11 protein-coding genes are annotated in these 19,196 nt (G+C 64.3%); 6 read left to right on the forward strand and 5 right to left on the reverse strand.

Annotated elements, in window-relative coordinates; genetic code table 11:
* Position 1 precedes the first annotated feature (1 nt).
* From Q7T10_RS00480 to Q7T10_RS00490, 3 genes are read right to left on the reverse strand one after another with little or no spacing between them, the layout of a single operon-like run.
* The gene (locus Q7T10_RS00480) at positions 2 to 2,023 is read right to left on the reverse strand and encodes a nitrogen regulation protein NR(II) (RefSeq protein ID WP_304744711.1); all 2,022 of its coding nucleotides are present in this window, start codon (positions 2,021 to 2,023) and stop codon (positions 2 to 4) included.
* Positions 2,020 to 2,856, reverse strand: coding sequence for a carbon-nitrogen hydrolase family protein (locus tag Q7T10_RS00485; protein ID WP_304744713.1), 837 nt, complete (start codon positions 2,854 to 2,856; stop codon positions 2,020 to 2,022). Before Q7T10_RS00485 ends, Q7T10_RS00480 begins: the two co-directional genes overlap by 4 nt.
* The gene (locus Q7T10_RS00490; RefSeq protein WP_370653703.1) at positions 2,853 to 7,097 is read right to left on the reverse strand and encodes a YhdP family protein; all 4,245 of its coding nucleotides are present in this window, start codon (positions 7,095 to 7,097) and stop codon (positions 2,853 to 2,855) included. Before Q7T10_RS00490 ends, Q7T10_RS00485 begins: the two co-directional genes overlap by 4 nt.
* Positions 7,098 to 7,124: 27 nt before the next feature.
* Here Q7T10_RS00490 and glnE point away from each other — a divergent pair, with 27 nt between their 5' ends.
* The 5 genes from glnE to Q7T10_RS00515 all read left to right on the forward strand — a co-directional run bounded on the left by glnE (position 7,125) and on the right by Q7T10_RS00515 (position 16,836).
* The gene (gene glnE / locus Q7T10_RS00495; RefSeq protein ID WP_304744718.1) at positions 7,125 to 9,836 is read left to right on the forward strand and encodes a bifunctional [glutamate--ammonia ligase]-adenylyl-L-tyrosine phosphorylase/[glutamate--ammonia-ligase] adenylyltransferase; all 2,712 of its coding nucleotides are present in this window, start codon (positions 7,125 to 7,127) and stop codon (positions 9,834 to 9,836) included.
* Positions 9,837 to 9,902: 66 nt separating this feature from the next.
* Positions 9,903 to 11,582 (forward strand): AMP-binding protein, encoded by a 1,680-nt coding sequence (locus tag Q7T10_RS00500; protein WP_304744720.1) that lies wholly within the window; start codon positions 9,903 to 9,905, stop codon positions 11,580 to 11,582.
* 122 nt (positions 11,583 to 11,704) lie between these two features.
* Positions 11,705 to 12,367 (forward strand): CerR family C-terminal domain-containing protein, encoded by a 663-nt coding sequence (locus tag Q7T10_RS00505; RefSeq protein WP_304744722.1) that lies wholly within the window; start codon positions 11,705 to 11,707, stop codon positions 12,365 to 12,367.
* A 38-nt stretch (positions 12,368 to 12,405) separates the two neighbouring features.
* Positions 12,406 to 13,683: an efflux RND transporter periplasmic adaptor subunit gene (locus Q7T10_RS00510; protein WP_304744725.1), complete on the forward strand. Its 1,278-nt coding sequence runs from the start codon at positions 12,406 to 12,408 to the stop codon at positions 13,681 to 13,683.
* Between the two features lie 9 nt (positions 13,684 to 13,692).
* Positions 13,693 to 16,836: an efflux RND transporter permease subunit gene (locus Q7T10_RS00515; RefSeq protein WP_304744727.1), complete on the forward strand. Its 3,144-nt coding sequence runs from the start codon at positions 13,693 to 13,695 to the stop codon at positions 16,834 to 16,836.
* 87 nt (positions 16,837 to 16,923) lie between these two features.
* Here the strand turns inward: Q7T10_RS00515 and Q7T10_RS00520 are convergent, their stop codons facing one another.
* Positions 16,924 to 17,604: an alpha/beta hydrolase gene (locus tag Q7T10_RS00520; protein WP_304744729.1), complete on the reverse strand. Its 681-nt coding sequence runs from the start codon at positions 17,602 to 17,604 to the stop codon at positions 16,924 to 16,926.
* A 405-nt stretch (positions 17,605 to 18,009) separates the two neighbouring features.
* Between Q7T10_RS00520 and Q7T10_RS00525 the strand changes: the two genes are divergently transcribed.
* Positions 18,010 to 18,612: a hypothetical protein gene (locus Q7T10_RS00525; protein ID WP_304744731.1), complete on the forward strand. Its 603-nt coding sequence runs from the start codon at positions 18,010 to 18,012 to the stop codon at positions 18,610 to 18,612.
* Between the two features lie 36 nt (positions 18,613 to 18,648).
* Here Q7T10_RS00525 and rfaE2 read toward each other — a convergent pair whose 3' ends face one another.
* The gene (gene rfaE2 / locus Q7T10_RS00530; protein WP_304744733.1) at positions 18,649 to 19,143 is read right to left on the reverse strand and encodes a D-glycero-beta-D-manno-heptose 1-phosphate adenylyltransferase; all 495 of its coding nucleotides are present in this window, start codon (positions 19,141 to 19,143) and stop codon (positions 18,649 to 18,651) included.
* Positions 19,144 to 19,196: the final 53 nt, after the last annotated feature.

A 19,196-nucleotide genomic window follows, 5' to 3' on the forward strand; every position in this document is an offset into this window, starting at 1 on the left:
GTTATGCCACCGCACCAGTCGGCAAGGTAAAAATGAAAACCGTGCCTTGCGGCACGTGAGGCTCGAATACCAGCGCCCCCCCGTGCTGCTCCACCACCGTGCGACAAAGACTCAGGCCCAGGCCCATGCCCTCGGCCCTGGTGGTGAAGAAGGGATTGAACAACTGTTGTTGCACATCCGGTGCGATCCCGACCCCGATATCGGCCACCGAAAACTCCAGCCATTTCGTGCTGCCACCCACCCGCACGCGACGAACGCGCATCAGCAGCACCCGCTCGACAATGTCCGGCTGGTCCATCGCCTGCATGGCGTTGCGGGCCAGATTGAGCAGGACTTGCTCCACCATGGTCCGGTCGCACAGCACGGACGGCACGTCGGGTCCGACTTCTATCTGCACCCTCACCCGCAGCTTGCGCGCCTGCAGGTTGACCAACGGCAGGATAGCCTCCAGCAATAGCTGCGGTGCGACCGCTTCACGCACCTGATCGCGACGGCGCACAAAGTCATGCACGCTCTTGATGACCTTGCCGGCGCGCTCCGCCTGCTCGGCGATGCGCCGCATCGCCAGCGTGAGATCGGGTCCGAATTCAACCAGCGCCTGTGGTCCATCCTGAAGCAGATTGATCGACCCCGCGGCATAGCCCGAGATGGCGGCCAGCGGCTGGTTCAGCTCGTGACTCAGCAAGGAAGCCATTTCGCCGACGGTTGCCAGCCGGGCCGTGGCCTGCAGCCGCTCCTGGCTGGTGCGTGACAGCTCCTCCACACGGCGTTGTTCACTGATGTCAAGAAAGGCACTCATCCAGCCGGTTTGCACACCCTGGGCATTGATCAACGGAGCTTCGATGATGAGCACCGGGAACCGGGAACCGTCCTTGCGCATGAAAGTGGACTCGAAGCCCGCGCGTGGCGGCAAGTTGCCGGCCAGGCGAATCGACTGGCGCTGCTGGTATTCGTCAATGAACTCGGGCGGCCAGTAAGGCGCCGGCATGCTGTGCCCCAGTAGTTCGACATCCGTGAACCCCACCATCTGGCAAAAGGCCGGGTTGACATAGGTGATGTGGCCCTGCAAGTCGCGCGCACGTAAGCCCGTCACCAAAGAATCCTCCATTGCCTTGCGAAATGCCAGTGCGTCCGCCAGATCGTGCTCGGCCTTGTGGCGTCTGCGCGTATCCTTGCCCAGCAGGGCCATCACCGAAACCAGAGCGATCGACATGGCTGTCACCAACGCAGTCAGCACATTGGGAAAAAGATCCGGGGCGCCTCGCCAGCTGTCCAGGCGCAGCACCAGGGTCGTGCCAGCCAGATCCATCAACTGCTGGGCGGTGAAAACACGGTTTCCCCTGCGCGCAGTTCCGCGCAGCGCCAGACGGGTGCCGTCGCCCTCGGTGAAAGATATCTCGTAGTTGCGCGTCACCTGACGAGCCAGCAGTCCTTCCAGCACTTCCTGCAGAGAGTAGGTGGCGACCAGGAAACCCTCGAGTTTTCCAGCACGCTCCAGCGGCAGGCACAACTCCATGACCTCCACACCCAGCCCATCCGTCAATGGCACGAAATAACTGCCGGCATACGCCGGGCCACTGAAGCGGCGTGCATTGGCACACGCCAGAACCACTTCAGACTGGGTATTGCTACGCCCCACGCGATCAAACACCGGTGTACGAAAAGGCGTATCCACATGAGACCGCACATGCATCGCGTTGTCACGCCACTCTACGCGCACAAGTTCGCGGTGCGCGTGCAAAAACACAGCGGCATCGATAGCCCAGGAGTTGGGCGTCGGGTCCCCGTACTGCAAGGCTTGCAGACTCTGCACATTGCGCATGAAGGCAGCCCGGACGTCACTCACGGCTTCCGCCGCATCACGCTCCAGTCTCCCCTGGACCTGGGCGGTCTCATACTTCCCTGCCAGCCAGACGAGCATGGCCAGCATGGCCACCACCAGAAGCACCAGCACACTCCAGAGTGTGCGGCGACGCAGGGTTGAGGGTGGGCGCTCCTGGGCAAGCCCCTGCTCGGCACTCACAGCACGCGGTGCGCAAGTGCCGGCAACTGCGCCCGGCAGGCTTCAATCCTGGCGAACGCCAGCTCGGCACTGACCACACCCGGGTCTTCAGCGCGTTCGGCGATGACGCTCCCCCAGGGATCGACCAGCATGGAATGTCCCCAGGTACGGCGGCTATTTTCGTGCCGCCCGCCCTGGGCCGCTGCCGCGACAAAGACGAGGTTTTCAATTGCCCGCGCGCGCAGCAGGACCTCCCAGTGATCCTGCCCCGTAGTGTAGGTGAAGGCGCTCGGCACAAGCAGCAGGTCCACTCCCCCGCGTGCGTAGGCACGGTAGAGCTCCGCAAAACGCAAGTCATAACAGACGCTCAGGCCGACGCGCCAGCAATGGCCATCGCGGGATGGCAGCTCAAACACCACCGGCTCCTGCCCCGGCATCAAGACACGGGATTCGTCATATCGCTCCTGCCCGTTGTCGTACCGGAAAAGATGAATTTTGTCGTACCGTGCCACGCACTGTCCCGTCGGTGCGTAGACCAGCGTGCTGTTGTACACGCGGCCCGGACCGCCGGCGGAGGTCGCGTCGTCAGGCGGCGCAAGGGGCAGCGTCCCGCCAACGATCCACAGATCCAGTTCCCGTGCCGCATCGCCGAGAAAGCGCTGGATCAGTCCGTCGCCGAACGACTCCTGGATCCCGAGCTTGTCCGTATCGCTATGCCCCAGCAGGCAAAAATACTCAGGCAGCACCGCCAGCTCAGCGCCTTCTCTGGCCGCTGCCCGCAACAGCGCATGGGCACTGTCCAGGTTGACCTGCAAGTCGGTCGTTGAGACCATCTGGATGACCGACACTTTCAACGTGACACCTCACTCGTAGCGGGCGTAGGAGCGTCCGGCTTGCTGTCGCCCGTCGCCGCTTTGCGTGGCACCTTGGTGATCTTGGGGTCGGCCCAGGAACCATCAATGTGAAACTCCTGCGTCGCGGCTTCCATGAGCGGCCGGCGGAAGAACATCTGGGCCAAAAAGGTTCCGACGCCGATCGCCGGATTGATGACCGACGCAATCAGCGAGGCGGTGCCGGCATTGATTTCCGGAATCACAACCACCTTGATGTCCTGCGTTTCTTTCGCAATATCGGCCTGGCCCTCCATCAGCACAGCCGCATTGACGCCCTTCATCTGCAGGTTGTTGGTTCTGGCAATGCCCTTCTCGATCGTGATGTCCCCCCGCAGGAAATCAAAGGCGAAGCCCTCGCTGAAGACATCCCTGAAATCCAGCGTCAGTCGGCGCGGCAGCGACTGCAGACTCAAAACACCCAGCAATTTGGCAATGCCCGGATCTGCCTTCAAAAACTGCCCCGTCTCCACGTTGACGGTGAATGCACCACTCATGGAAGGGTAATCCAGGCTGATAGGGGACCCGACCCAGGCCACTTGCCCCTGCATCTTGCCCCGTCCTCGCCGGACCACGCCCTTCATGCCGAGGCGCGACAGCAATTCGCCCCCGTCGGCAATGTCAAGCTTGAAATTCATCACCGTGCGCCGACGCAGAGGCGCACTGCCCGATGGCAGCGCCCCGACAGCGGCTCCGTTCTGCGCATCGAGGCTGGCCCAATTGCCGGTCGCCGTCAGTACGGCTTCCGGCGTGATCATGTTCAATTTGTTGAGTCGCCACTCGCGCACACCGCCATCGCGGGCCACCGCACCGGCGCCCCGGTTGATGGCCTCCACCTCCACCCGACCCAGGCGTTTGCCCCGCAGTTCGAAATCCTGAACCACGATGTCGAGCGCAGGAATGCCGGCGGGTTGTTCGTCCAGCAGCGCCTCGACGTCACTCACTGCAGCGGGGGCGATGGTCAACCGGGCCAGCCGGGCATACACGCGCCCCTCCCCGGCACCCGACGGCTGGCGGTATTCCAGATAGCCATCGAGTTCGCGGGCGCCCACATTGGCGCGCCACACAAGCCCTTCGCGCGAGCCCCCTGCCACCACGTTATGCAGTTTGCGCCCGCCGACCGTCAACTCCTGCGCCCGTATCGCCATGCTGGTCGGCAGATAAGTCGACGCCGCACTGATGGCGGTCGCACCCGGCGTTCGTTGAGGCGCTGCGGCGGTGGCAGCGGCTCGCGCCAACGAAGTGCCGGCCGCCTGCGACAACACGGAACCCCAGGTGTCCAGATCGACCCCGCTCAGGTTGATGTTGGCAACCACCCCCTCATCGGGCATCGGCGCCGACTCTTGCGGCGACAGGCCAACGCCGATACTGCCGCGCGTCACGCGCGGCTCAGGGCCCGACAGGTCGCGGACGTAGACAATCGACGCGATGCGCCCCAGATCCAGCGTCAACTGGTCGTGCAGGCGCACCTGGCCACCAGGCCCCGGAAGCAGGGACTCGCGAAGCAGCGCCGTCTCCAGCCGAAACGGCAGCTGCGCGTCAGCGCTCTTGTTCAGGGGCGCGGGCAGGCCAAGCGCCAGTCCCTGCAGATTGCTGGACACAGTCAGCTCGGCTTCGCCCTGACGAAACCCCAACACGGCCGCATAAGCCGCACTGCCGGTGGCATGCTGCGCCATGCGCGCCACAAAGCCAAGTTCCCGGGCCTGGCGCAAACCTTCGGCCGTGACCGTACCGCTGGCGCGGATCGCAATCGGGGCCGCGGCGCGGCTGGCAGCGGCTGCGGGGCTGGCGCCTGCCAGTGCCGATGAACCACCTTCCAGGCGCACGTCGCCCCCCAGCATTCGCGCTTGCCCGCCGGTGATGGTGAATCCATTTTCGGAGAAGTTCACCACCCCGCGGGCGCGCGCCAGTTTGGGTGTATCCGGGGAAATCTGAATGTCGTTGCCCGCCAGGGTGACGCTGCCCTGCACCGTTGATTTGTCGATCGCGGCAATGGGCAAGGAGAGCTTCAGTTTGTAGTCGGCGATTCCGGTGGCGACCGCCCGGCCCAGGGCCTGGCCGGTCATGGCGCCCAGCGGAGAACCGTTGACAATGCCCAGCACCTCGGCCAGCGGACCACGCGCTTCGGCGCTGACGGCGACCGTGGTCTGGCTCAAATCGGGAATCATCGCCTCCGCTTTGCTGATCTGCACGGAGGATGAGGCGCCCATCCTGGCACGCGCACCCTTGACCTGCAGCTGCGCCCGGTCAATCACCAACTCGCCGCTGAGTTGGGTCAGCGCCGGCCAGGGCAGGGCGTCCTGCGGCTGGATGCTGCGGGGAACGTACACCAGCGTGGCGTTCTGCACGTCGGCAGAAATCCTGAATTCCCCCAGCTTCGGGTCGGTAAAGGGCATGTCATGCAGATCTCCCCTGACCTTGAACTTGGCCCCGCTGGCCGTCCCGGCCACCACAGCGTCACGCACGTAGTCACGCGCCGGACGGGGAATGATCAACGGCAGGTAGCGGTGAACCCGCGTCCCGTCGGCACGGCTCAATGACGCCTGCAGATCCAGCACGCCTGGAAACCGCGCCCGACCACTGGAAGCCGCCGGATCGCTGGTCTCCCATTTAATCTGCGCCTCGCCCTGTGCATCGGCATTGCTGAACTTCACGTTGGGCAATTGCACGGCCACATGTTCGCCCTTGATCTGCCATTTGGCATCGGCCGACAACTGGGTCAGGGGAATCACAGACTCGTCAAAAATACCCGGCAATGTCACCGCACCATTCGCCACGCTGATGCTGGCCCGTCCGGCGGACTGATTCAAGTCAAACTCCAGGTTCACACCCCGGACACCGGGAGACGCAACCGTTGCAGCAGGATCTGCCGGGGAGTTCGTCGTGAGGTTCGGGGAGGGCTTGGGCCCTGGCGTCGCCCCACGCGCAGCCAGTTCAAGCTGGCGCACCAGCCCCTTGACCTGATATTGGGTGAAATCACCCATGGGTCCCTGCCAGCTGGCCTGTATCCGTTCCACCAGCCCCTTGGGCGCATAGGCCAGCAGCGCGGCACGGACCTTGGGGTCAATCGGCACGCGATCGGCAATCTGGGACAGCGCCGCCAGGTCGAGCTTGTCCCCTTTGAGCTCGCCATGGGCGGCCGTCTTGCCCTCAGCGTCCTGATACGAGACGCTGATATTGCCACCGGGCCAGCGCAAGCCATCACGGGTGTCAAACTGAAGTGCCTGGGTTGAGAAGTCGAAGCCGGCCGCAAGCACCTGCCCGCCCAGGCGCCCCCGCACCGACCGCAGTTCCAGGGCCTGCAAGCCGGCGCCCAGGGTGACACTGACTTCCCCCAGGGCAAGGTCCGCCACCCCGCCCACGACCTGTCCCCGGCTCACGTCCACCCAGGCAGTCAGCGCGCCATTGCCCTGGCGCAAATCGATGCCCAGATCGGCATGGCGCCGCAGTTCGGACAGGTCCACCCGGGTAAACGCGGCATAGAGCTGGCCCTGCCAATCGCGCCACTGCCCATTGTTACGCGCCAGCAGTGGCTGCTGGAACATGCCCCTGACACTGAATCGCTCGCCCCACAGCGCCGGCGGCGTGGCGTCCAGCCGCATGTCGTGCTGGCGCGCCCGGTTGCGCACCGTCAGATCGACCTGCCGCAAGGCGATGGTGGGGGCCGCCCGCAAGTCATCGGTCCACTGGATGGTGCCGTCATGAATGGCAAACTCGATCTGCGAAAAGAACCAGTCGGCCGCGCCATCCCCCAAGTCGCCGTTCCTGGAGACATCAAGCCCTGCCACGTGGATTTTTCCATCCGGACCGCGCCGGATGTTGAGTTCGGGCCGGTCAATGTAGAGCTGCTCGAACCCGAGGTTCCAGAGAGAGCGGGGCGACAGGGCGGCCAGGATGCGCGGCAGTCGCAAGGCTTCGCGACCCTGGGCGTCAAACAGCTGAACATTGGTGAGTTCGAACGACGGAATCATGCCGGTCGAATGCGCCGCGATGGCACCGATGCGCACAGGAACACCCAGAATCGCCGCGGCCCGGGTCTCCAGCTGCGGGCGAAAGTCGCCGATTCGCGGCACAATCAACCAGTGCAGCGCGCCCCAGGCAAGAAGAAAAATGAGCCACGCCGCGACCAGCAACCCCAGGGACCAGCGGGCAACGGTTGTCAATGTTTTCAGCAGTGAGGAAGGGGCGGGCGTCAAGTCAATCATTGAGAACTTGGAGATATGACAGGAATTATGACCCGCCACGCATGGTCATCCCACTCGCGCTTCGGCCAGCGCATTCGACGTCGCTATGAAAGTCAGCTGCACTTGTTGCCCCCGGGTCTTCCGGACCAGGCGTCGATGGCACAGGTATTTGACGCACTGCAATCTCTGGGCCTTGACACCGGCAGCGCCTTGCGAACCACGCGACAGCTGGTGCTGGAACGCCTGCTGGAGCTGGACTGCGATGAGCAGGCGCCGTTGCAGCAGATCACGCAGGCCATGACGGACCTCGCGGAGTTCGCATTGAACAAAGCCTGCGCCGAGGTACAGCAAACGCTGGATCAGACCTACGGGGCACCAGGCACCCCGGAAGGCGCCCGCGCGGAACTCTGGATCGTCGGCATGGGAAAACTGGGGGCCCGTGAGCTCAACGTGTCCAGCGACATTGACCTGATCTACGTGTACGACCAGGATGGGGACACCGCCGGCGATGCGCTGGGGCGCGGTCGGATTTCAAACCAGGAGTACTTTGCCAAGGCGGTGCGGGCCATCTACGCGCTGATCGGCGACGCCACAGAACACGGCTTTGTCTTTCGCGTCGACCTGGCACTGCGGCCCAATGGCAACTCCGGACCGCCCGCGGTATCGCTGGGCGCGCTGGAAGAATACCTTCATGTGCAGGGCCGCGAATGGGAACGATTTGCCTGGCTGAAAAGCCGGGTGGTGGCATCCCTGGGCGGCGTGGACAGGGGCTCTGCCCTGAGCCTGCGCAGCGTGGTCATGCCCTTCGTGTTCCGACGCTATCTCGACTACAACGTGTTTGACTCGCTGCGCATCCTGCACCGGCAAATACGCGACCATGCCAGCAAGCGCAGCACCGGCCGCCCGGAGCGCGCCAACGACGTCAAGCTCTCGCGCGGCGGCATCCGTGAAATCGAATTCATCGTGCAACTGCTCCAGGTCGTTCGGGGCGGCCAGTTTCCCGAGCTCAGGACACGGCCCACGCTCAGTGCGCTGCCCCGTCTTGCCAAAGCCGGCCTGATGCCGCAGAAGACCGCAGAAGCGCTGGCCGAGGCCTATACCTTCCTGCGCCGGGTCGAGCACCGCATTCAGTACCTGGATGATCAGCAGACCCATGTCCTGCCGACACAGGACCATGACCTGGACTGGATTGCCGGCACCCTGGGCTATGCCACGTGTTACCAGCTGCTACACCAGCTGGACTCGCACCGCGAACTGGTGGCCCAGGAATTCGATGCGCTGCTGGGTGGCGGGGTCGACAAGGAATGCAAGGGCTGCAACGGCGGCAAGCCAGCGGCCTCAGCGCCCGGTTTCGACGAAGTGCTGGAAGATCTGCCTGAGGATTTCCGAAGCCGGATAGCCACCTGGCGTGAGCACCCGCGGGTACTGGCCTTGCGGGAAGAGTCCCGCGCCAGACTGGTGCGACTGATTGCCCGCACGGCGCAGTGGGTCCGCGAAGGCAAGGTCACCGAGCAGGCCGCCGTTCGGATCGCCGACTGGATTGAACCGCTGCTGCGGCGTGAAAGCTACCTGGCCCTGCTGCTGGAGCGACCCAACGTGCATGAGCGTTTGCTGCGCTTGCTGGGGGCTGCGCGCTGGCCGGCACGCTACCTGCTGCTGCACCCGGGCGTGATTGATGAACTGGCCGGCGCCGACATGCTCAATGAACGCTTTGCGGCGGCCGAGTTCGAACACGAGCTCGATCATCGGCGCGCCTCGCTGGCCGGCACCGGGGAGGACGACGACGAGGCCCTGCTCAACCTGCTGCGCCGCGCCCACCACGCCGAGGTTTTTCGAACCCTGGCGCGCGATGTGGAAGGCAAGCTGACGGTCGAGCAGGTGGCGGACGACCTGAGTTCGCTGGCCGAGGCGGTGCTGCGCGTGACCACCCGGTGGTGCTGGGACCGCCTGAAAAACAAACACCGCGAAGCGCCGCAGTTTGCGATCATTGCCTACGGCAAACTCGGCGGCAAGGAGCTTGGCTACGGCAGCGATCTGGACATTGTGTTCGTGTACGCGGATGAGGATGAGCGGGCGCCCGAGGTCTATGCCAGCCTGGTGCGCAAGCTGATCAACTGGCTCACGGTCAAGACCGGCGAGGGCGACCTGTACGAGATCGACACCGCCCTGCGCCCCAACGGCAACTCCGGCCTCCTGATCACCACCTTTGACGCCTACGCCAACTACCAGCAGCAGCGTGGCTCCAACACCGCCTGGACCTGGGAGCATCAGGCGATGACCCGGGCACGCTTCATTCTGGGCGACGACACGCTGCGACAACGCTTTGACGCCATCCGCAAAGCCGTCATTGCCGCGCCGCGCAACGCGGATGACCTGAAAGTCGAGATCGTCGCCATGCGCGACAAGGTGCGTGCGGCCCACCCGATACGAGGCGAGCATTTCGACGTCAAGCACAGCCCGGGCGGCATGATCGATGTGGAGTTCGTCATGCAGTACCTGGTGCTGTCACAAGCGGCGCTGCACCCCGAGTTGACCGACAACGCGGGCAACATCGCCCTGCTGGAACGCGCCGAAACGCTCGGACTGCTGCCCGTGGGCGTTGGCCACGCCGCTGCCGGTGCCTACCGGGAACTGCGTCGGGTGCAGCACCGCGCACGCCTGAACGAAGAGCCAACCCACGTTGTCATGCCCGAACTGCAGGCACAGCGTGACGCGGTTCTGCTCCTGTGGAAGACCGTATTTGGCAGCACCGGACATTGAGGTAAACCCCCATCGGATACAGGCATCGGCCGCGTAACATGTGCCGGGTACCAACAAGGACCCCACATGCCAACAGCCAAGCTGATCCTGGATTACGTCTACGACCATGAAGCCGCGCACCCGGACCAGGTGTACCTGACCCAGCCCGTTGGCGGCGGGCAGGTGGTGGACTACACATGGGGCCAAGCCCTTGACCAGGCACGGCGCATGGCGGCGCATCTTCGCAGCCGGGGGCTCGAGCCGGGCACGCGCATTGCCATCCTGTCCAAGAACTGCGCCCACTTCTTCATGGCTGAACTGGCGATCTGGATGGCCGGCGGTACCACTGTGGCAATCTTTCCCACCGAGACCGCCGATACCGTGCGCTTCGTGCTGGAGCACAGCGGTGCCAGCCTGCTGTTCGTTGGCAAGCTCGACACCTGGCAGCAGCAGGCGCCGGGCGTACCGGCCGGCCTGCCCTGCATTGCCTTGCCGCTGGCGCCGCGCACGGACTTCGAGACCTGGGACGCCATCGTCGCCCGCACGGCGCCGCTGGGGGGCCGGCCGCAACGCGCCCCGCACGATCTGGCGATGCTGATCTACACCTCTGGTTCCACGGGACAGCCCAAGGGCGTGATGCACAGCTTCGAGCGCGTCTCGCGTGCCAGCGAGGGCATGGTGAACGATCTGAAAACCCGCATCGGCGACAAGCTGGACAACCGCGTCCTTTCCTACCTGCCGCTGGCGCACGTCTTCGAGCGCGCCTGGGTGGAATGCGCCTCGATGGTGAGTGGCACGACGCACATCTACTTCGCCGAGTCGCTCGACACTTTCCTGCAGGACCTCAATCGCGCCCGGCCGACCACTTTCATCTCGGTGCCGCGCCTGTGGCTCAAGTTCCAGCAGGGCGTTTTTTCCAAAATGCCGCCCAAAAAGCTGGACCGGCTGCTGGGCATCCCCATCCTGGGCCGCATCGTCGGGCGCAAGGTGCTCAAGGGCCTGGGGCTGGACCAGGTCCTGCTGGCCGGCAGCGGCTCCGCGCCCATCCCGGCGGACCTGATCAGCTGGTACCGGCGCCTGGGCCTGAACCTGGTCGAAGGCTACGCGATGACGGAAGACTTCGCCTACTCATTCAACTCCACGGAAAAGCAGAACGCACCCGGCTATGTGGGGGTGCCGCTGGAGGGGGTTCAGGCGCGCATCAGCGAGGACGGCGAGATCCTGATCAAGTCACCCGGGCAGATGGTGGGCTACTACATGCGCCCCGACCTGGATGCCGAATGCTTCACAGCCGATGGCTTCTTCCGTACCGGTGATCGCGGTGCACAGCGGGCCGACGGGCTGCTGAAGATCACCGGGCGCGTCAAGGAGCTGTTCAAGACGTCCAAAGGCAAGTACGTGGCGCCTGCGCCTATCGAGAACCTGCTGAACGCCCATCCCATGGTCGAACTGACACTGGTGTCCGGCGTCGGGCAACAAGCCGCCTATGCCATGGTCGTGCTGGCGGAAGACCTGCGTCCGAAAGTGGGAGACCCTGCGGTTCGCGCGCAGGTGCAGGACGAACTCAGCCGACTGCTGGGGCAGGTGAACCAGGAGCTGGCCGACTATGAGCAGCTGAAGATGATCGTGGTGGCGCCAGAGCCGTGGACGATCGAGAACGGCTTCCTCACGCCGACCATGAAGATCCGGCGCGCGCGCATCGAGGCGGCCGTTGATCCGCAGCTGGAGAGCTGGTACCTGAAGACCGAAACGATTCACTGGGCCTGACGGGTCCATCCGTTGCAGCGGCAGGTCTGTGGCCACTGGCGGCCACCCGCAAGCTGCCAGTTCAAGGGAAATCCGATTGAAGTTAAATCAAACGTTTGATTTAACTGTTCTAATCGGGCCCCATGAACAAACCCAAGAAAACCGCTGCAGTTCGCAGCGACGGCATTGAGGCCCGCGAGCGACTCCTGCACGCCGCGCTGAGGCTGTTTGCCGAGAAGGGTTTTGCCAAGACCTCCACCCGCGAGATCGCTCTGGCCGCGGGCGCCAATATCGCCTCCATCAGCTACTACTTTGGCGAAAAGGCCGGCCTGTACCGCGCGGTCTTCACCGAACCGCTGGGCCGCCCCGCCAAAGCCCCGGCCCTGTTTGACCAGCCGCAGATGAGCCTGCGCGAGTCGCTGGCGGGTCTGCTGACGGCATTCACCGAGCCGCTCAAGCAGGGTGACCTGGCGCAGCACTGCATGCGGCTGCGCTTTCGCGAAATGCTGGAGCCCACGGGTCTGTGGGGCCAGCAGATCGACGCCAGCCTCAAGCCTGCGCACGAAGCCCTGCTGCGGGTGCTGTGCCGCCACCTGGACGTGCCCGTCGCGGACGATGACCTGCACCGTCTGGCGTTTTCCATCGTGGGCCTGGGCATCCACCTGTTTGTCGGCCACGACGTGATGCAGGCCATCAAGCCAGGCCTGGCGGGCACGGCGCAGGCCATCAACCTCTACACCGAACGCCTGGTGGGCTACGCGCTGGCCATGGTGCACAGCGAAGCCCTGCGCCGCCAGCCAGCCTGACCCCGAACATTTCCACCCAACAAAAACAAGCGCACACCATGAACCGTTTCAAACTCAAACCAATCGCTATTATTTTGATAGCTGTCTGCGCAATCAGTGCGGGGGCTATTGCCCTATTTCTATCAAAATCCGGCGCGACCGACAAACCCGCCGCTGCGCCGGCCTCGACCGCCCGACCCGCGCTCACCGTGACCACCACACAGCCCCAGATGAGCGCGCTGCCGATCAAACTGACGGCCAACGGCAATATTGCCGCCTGGCAGGACGCCAGCATCGGGACCGAGAGCAACGGCCTGCGTCTGGCCGAGGTGCTGGTCAATGTCGGCGACGTGGTCCAACGCGGGCAGCTGCTGGCCCGCTTTGCGGTTGAGAGCATGCAGGCCGACGTGGCGCAGGCCCGCGCTGGCGTGGCCGAGGCGACGGCCAACGCCGCAGAGGCCACCGCCAACGCCGACCGCGTGCGCACGCTGCAAAGCACGGGCACCTTCAGCGGCCAGCAGATCAACCAGTACCTGACCGCAGAGCAGACGGCACGCGCGCGGGTGGAGTCGGCCAAAGCGGCTCTGGCGGCGCAGCAGTTGCGCCTGCAGAACACCCAGGTCCTGGCGCCCGACAGCGGCATCATCTCGGCGCGCAGTGCCACGGTGGGCGCGGTGGTGGCCAACGGCACCGAGCTGTTTCGCCTGATTCGCCAGGGACGGCTTGAGTGGCGCGCGGAAGTCACCTCCACCGAACTGGGCCGCATGGTGCCCGGCACCAAAGTCACGGTGACGGCGGCCAGCGGCACACAGCTCCCGGGCAAGGTGCGCATGGTGGCACCCACCGTGGACCCGCAAACCCGCGCCGGCCTGGTCTACGTCGATCTGCCGCCGATGCTGGCGCCAGCGAGCGCCGCCGCGCCGGGCCGCCCCAGGCAAGGCACGGCCCCCTCGGGGGGCAGCGCAGTACGCGAAGCGGCAAGCGTGGGGGCCGTCATCCCCGGCATGTTTGCCCGTGGCGAGTTCGAGCTGGGCAGCTCCAGCGCGCTGACCGTGCCGCAACAGTCGGTGGTGGTGCGCGATGGCTTCAGCTACGTGTTTCGCCTGAATGCCGACCAGCGCGTCAGCCAGATCAAACTGCAAACCGGGCGGCGCGTGGGCGACCGGGTCGAGGTGCTGGACGGCGTCGCGGCGGATGCCGTGCTGGTGGCCAGTGGCGCCGGCTTCCTCAATGACGGCGATCTGGTCAAAGCGGTGCCGGCTGCTGCTGCCGCGCCCGCAATAGTGCCAAATACGGCGCCAGCCCCCGTCTCCTCTGCCTCATCAGCTATTAAATAAGGAGCGAGCATGAACTTGTCCTCGCTCTCCATCAAGAACCCGGTGCCGGCCATCATGCTGTTCGCGCTGCTGTCGCTGGCCGGCATCCTGTCGTTCCGGGCCAGCGTGGTGCAGGACTTCCCCGACATCGAGCTGCCCATCGTCACCATCAGCGCCACCCTGTCGGGCGCCGCCCCGGCGCAGCTGGAAACCGAGGTGGCCCGCAAGCTGGAAGACTCGGTGGCCACGCTGCAGGGCGTGAAAAATATCTATACCAAGGTGCTGGACGGCGACGTGCAGGTCACCGTCGAGTTCATCCTGGAAAAACCGATCACCGAAGCGGTGACCGATGTGCGCGACGCGGTGGCCCGCGTGCGCGCCGACCTGCCCGCCGATGTGCGCGACCCCTCGGTCACCAAAGCCTCCACCGCCGGGCGCGTGGTGCTGGCCTACACGGCCGCGGCGGCACCGTCGACGCAAGGCACGGCGAGCCCGCTTGACGACCAGTCGCTGAGCTGGTTTGTGGACAACACGGTGGCCAAGCGCCTGCTCAACGTGCCGGGCGTCGGCGCGGTCAAACGCATGGGTGGCGTCAACCGTGAGATCCGGGTGGAGCTCGATGCCGCCAGGATGGCAGCGCTGAATGTGGCCGCCATTGATGTGTCGCGCCAGCTCAAGCGCGTGCAACAGGAAGCCCCGGGTGGCCGCGGCGACGTGAGCGGCGCCGAGCAATCGGTGCGCACCATTGCCACCGTGCGGACCGCGGCCGAGCTGGCCCAGCTGGACATTCCGCTCGTCGATGGCCGGCACATTCGCCTGGACCAGGTGGCCACGGTGCTCGACACCGTGGCCGAGCCCCGCTCCGTGGCGACCCAGGACGGCCGCACCGTGGTCGGCTTCGAGGTCTTTCGCACCAAGGGCGCGGGCGAGGTGGACGTGGCGAAAGGCGTGCGCGCCGCCGTAGCCGAGCTGCAGGCGGCCAACCCCACCATCGCCCTGGCGCTGGCCATTGACAACGCCCAGCCGGTGGCCGAGAACTTCCAGGGTTCGATGGAATTGCTCTATGAGGGCGCGCTGCTGGCGGTGCTGGTGGTGTGGTGGTTCTTGCGCGACTGGCGCGCCACGCTGATCGCGGCTGCAGCGCTGCCGCTGTCGGTCATCCCCACCTTCCTCGGTCTGAAATATTTTGGCTACACACTCAACACCGTCACGCTGCTGTCGCTGGCCCTGGTGGTCGGCGTGCTGGTGGACGATGCCATCGTGGAGATCGAGAACATCGAGCGCCACCTGCGCATGGGCAAAACACCATTCCAGGCCGCCATGGAAGCCGCTGACGAGATTGGCATGGCGGTGATTGCCACCACCTTCGCGCTGGTCGCGGTGTTTTTGCCCACCGCCTTCATGGGCGGCGTGCCGGGCCTGTTTTTCAAGCAGTTCGGCTGGACCGCAGTGCTGGCGATTCTGGCCTCGCTCATGGTGGCGCGGCTGCTGACACCGATGATGGCGGCCTACATCTTGAAGCCCCACAAAAATGCCGCGCACACCGACCCCGCTGCCGCCTACGTGGAGGCCCCCGACAGCTGGCTCATGGCCCGCTACATGGCCACCATGCGCTGGTGTTTGCGCCACCGCGGCATCACCATGACCGGCGCTGCCCTGTTCTTTGTGGGCTCCATCGCGCTGGTGCCGCTGCTGCCCACCGGCTTTGTGCCGGCGGCGGACCGGGCCCAGACACAGATCAACATTGAGCTGCCACCCGGCAGCACGCTGGCCGAGACCCGCACGGTGGCCGAGCAGGCGCGCGTGGCCAGCATGAGCGTGGCGAACGTCAAGAGCGTGTTCAGCTCGATTGGTGGCGGCTCCAGCGGCGACGCCTTCGCGCCGGGCGCCGCCGCCGAGGCGCGCCGCGCCGTGCTGACCCTCACCACCACCCACCGCAATGACCGGGCGGCGTCCATGCCCGATATCGAGTCGCAGCTGCGGCTCAAGATGTCCGACATTGCCGGGGCCCGTTTCAACGTGGGCCCACCGGACACGGGTGTCAAGATGCAGCTGGTGCTGCAGAGCGAAGACCCGGTGGCCCTGATGGCCAGCGCACAAAAGGTGGAGCGCGATCTGCGCACGCTGCAAGGCATAGGCAACGTCAGCTCCAGCGCCTCACTGGTGCGGCCGGAAATCATCGTGCGACCGGACTTTGCGCGCGCCGCCGACCTGGGCGTCACCGCGGCCAGCATTGGCGAGACCGTGCGCGTGGCGACGGCGGGCGACTATGACACCAGCCTGTCCAAACTCAATCTGTCGGAGCGCCAGGTGCCCATTCGCGTCAAGTTGCCCGACGCCGTGCGCGCCGACCTGGCGGCCATCGAACGGCTGACGGTGCCCGGCAAAAACGGACCGGTGATGCTGGGCAACGTGGCCAGCATCACCATGGAGAGCGGCCCGGCACAGATCGACCGGCTCAACCGCAACCGCAACGTGACGCTGGACGTGGAGCTGGGCGGGCGTCAACTGGGCGAGCTCAATGCCGAGGCGCGCGCCCTGCCCAGCATGAAAAGCCTGCCGCCAGGCGTGAAGATTGCCGAGCTGGGTGACGCGCAGGAGATGCAGGCCCTGTTTGCCAGCTTTGGCATTGCCATGCTGATCGGTGTGCTGTGCATTTACGGCGTGCTGGTGCTGCTGTTCAAGGACTTCATGCAGCCCGTCACCATCCTGGCCGCGCTGCCCTTGAGCATGGGTGGTGCCTTTGTCGCCCTGCTGATCACCGGGCGGGCACTGTCGATGCCTTCCATGATCGGCCTCATCATGCTGATGGGCATCGTCACCAAGAACTCGATTCTGCTGGTGGACTACGCCATATTGGCGCGGGAAGCGGGCATGAGCCGCTTTGATGCGCTGGTGGACGCCTGCCACAAACGCAGCCGCCCCATCATCATGACCACGATTGCCATGGGCGCCGGCATGATGCCCTTAGCCCTAGGCTGGGGGGCCGACCCGAGCTTTCGCTCGCCGATGGCGATTGCCGTGATTGGCGGCCTGATCACCTCCACGCTGTTGAGCCTGCTGGTGGTGCCTGCCGTGTTCACCTACATCGATGATCTGGAGCACCTGCTCAAACGGGCCATGGCACGGCTGCGGCGGCCGGCGCCGGCTGCCGCAGGCCATCAGTCGCTATGAATTAGATAGCGGGTTGCGTAGGTAGAACGGGGGCTGGAGCCTGGTTTCCGGGCTCGCGTCTGCCCTTTCAATGGGAGGGCTCAGCGTTCATCTTTGCTCCTGCTTCCTCAGCCAACTTATCGCCGCTTCTACGACCTGCTTCTCGTGCCCGCGATAGTGATGTTTTGCCCCGGCGACAGGAACCTGCACAAAGCGCTCCGATAGAAAGGCCTTCCGGTTCGCAGCGAACTGCGCGTCGGTGTCATTCTCCGCATAGATATCGATCACCGGAACCTTGACCTTGCGCAGGTTCATGTTCGTGTTCAGCGGCTCCGGTCCGCCTGCCACCAGCCCCACTCCGATGTAACCAACAATGCCCGCGTCCGGGTTGTTGGCCAGGAACGCCGTCGTCATCCGACCGCCCATGCTGTAGTCCATCAGATAGATGCGCTCCACGCCCTTGTCCTTCTTCAGGAAGTCGATGCCAGCCTGAATGCGGGCGTACGCATCCGGGAAGGTGGACGCATAGGCATGAAAGAGCTCGGGCGAGCGTTGCCCTGGAAGGGTTGGCATTTGAAGCGAAAGGGTGTGAAACCCGAGCTCCGTGTGAATGGCTTTGCGTAGTGGACTGACAACCTGAGAGTCAGCATCGAGCCCCTGGCCGTGCGCCAATATGACGGCCACTTTCGAACCGCGTGCTTCAAGGTACTTCCCCTGCGGCATCTGCGCCGCTGCGCTCAAGGAGATTGCGGCAGCCAGAAATAGCAGGATCCGTGTAAACAATTGCATGACTGTTCTCCTTGAATGAAAGTCAGCGTTGAGTTCCGCAAGCGACGCGTCACAGGCGCCGAGTCTGCTGGAACGCAAGCAGAAACGATGGTTTCACAATACTTTTTCTTATAAATTTGTTGCACCATCAATCCAATATAGCGACCCGACTCATTCATTGACGGGTAGCCACGGCGCCGGATTGAAGATTCTCTTTTTTGGTCGCAGGGAATTGTGAAGTCATAGCAGTTTTCCGTCTGTACGAAATCGCAAATCGGGTTGCTGAGAGGCCAAAAGCGCGACCGGGATTGCACATCCCGTTGCACATCTGCCGCACGCTGCACGACAAAGTCCATTGCTGACTGGCTTGCGATGTGAGGTGGCCACTACACTCACGCCTTACTCAAATACCTCCCGCACGTCGTCATGGAAATATTCACTATGCTGATGGCGCTGGCCATTGGCATTTACGCGCTCAAGTCGCGAGATCAGAACCGGCGCATTGCCCTCCTGGGAACGCATCTCGGGAAGTACCAGATTGAACAACTGATGGAGAGTCTGACGGAGGGTTACCTGCGCACGCTGGGGGAGTCCGATCCGGAACGGCGGGCACAGATCTGGAATTTGTTGAGCACGACCGAGATGGCGCTGTGCGAGCAGTTCACGCGCTTCGTGACCGAGTTCTCCCGGGTTGATGAGGCCGACGCGCGGGTGAGCAAGCTCGCATTGTCCGTGCCCTATGCGGCCAAGCTTTTCCCGAGCCTCACGTTTGACTTGCGCAAAGCCCTGAGCATTCATGCGCATGGGATCAGCCACGCGGCGAACAACACCGATCAGACACCCAAAGACAAGGCCTTCACCCTGTCCGCCGAACTGTTCTTGATGCAGCACACCTGCCACTGGTTCTGCCGATCCAAAACCGTGGCCTCGGCACGGCTGCTGGCAAGACACAAGACATCGTATGCGCAAGTGCTTGCGTCGGTGTCACCCGATACACGCAAGGCCTATGGCACCTTGACTGCGGGCTGAGTCGCTCCATCAAGAGACCAGAGACCCTTTTTGTCGTTACGCCTGGCGAATCTTCTGCACCAGTGCAGTGGTGGAATAGCCATCCACGAACGGCAGCGCCAGGGCGCGCCCGCCATAGGACTCGACCACGCGTGTCTCGGCCAGCTTTTGCATGTCATAGTCCCCGCCCTTGACCAGGAGGTCGGGCTTGACTTGCGCAATCAGTTCCAGGGGCGTGTCTTCATCAAACCAGGTCACCAGGCTGGTGGAGGCCAGGGCCGCCATGACGAAAGCCCGGTCGGCCTCGTTGTTGAGAGGGCGGTCCGGGCCCTTGCCCAGTCGGCGGGCAGACGCATCGGTGTTCAGCGCCACCAGCAGGCTGGCACCCAACGCACGCGCCTGGGCCAGGTACATCACATGGCCGCGGTGCAGCACATCAAACACGCCATTGGTGAACACCAGCGGCCGGGGCAGCCGGGCAACCCGGGCCAAAACACTGTCACGACCGCAAATTTTGTCTGAAAGCGCAGAAATGGAGGGTATGTCGGTCATGTCTTCAATGCTAGCAGGCTGGGTCCATCCCTTAAGCTAGGGAGGCAAGCGAT

Source organism: Rhodoferax sp. (assembly GCF_030646845.1).
Taxonomy (GTDB): Bacteria; Pseudomonadota; Gammaproteobacteria; order Burkholderiales; family Burkholderiaceae_C; genus Rhodoferax.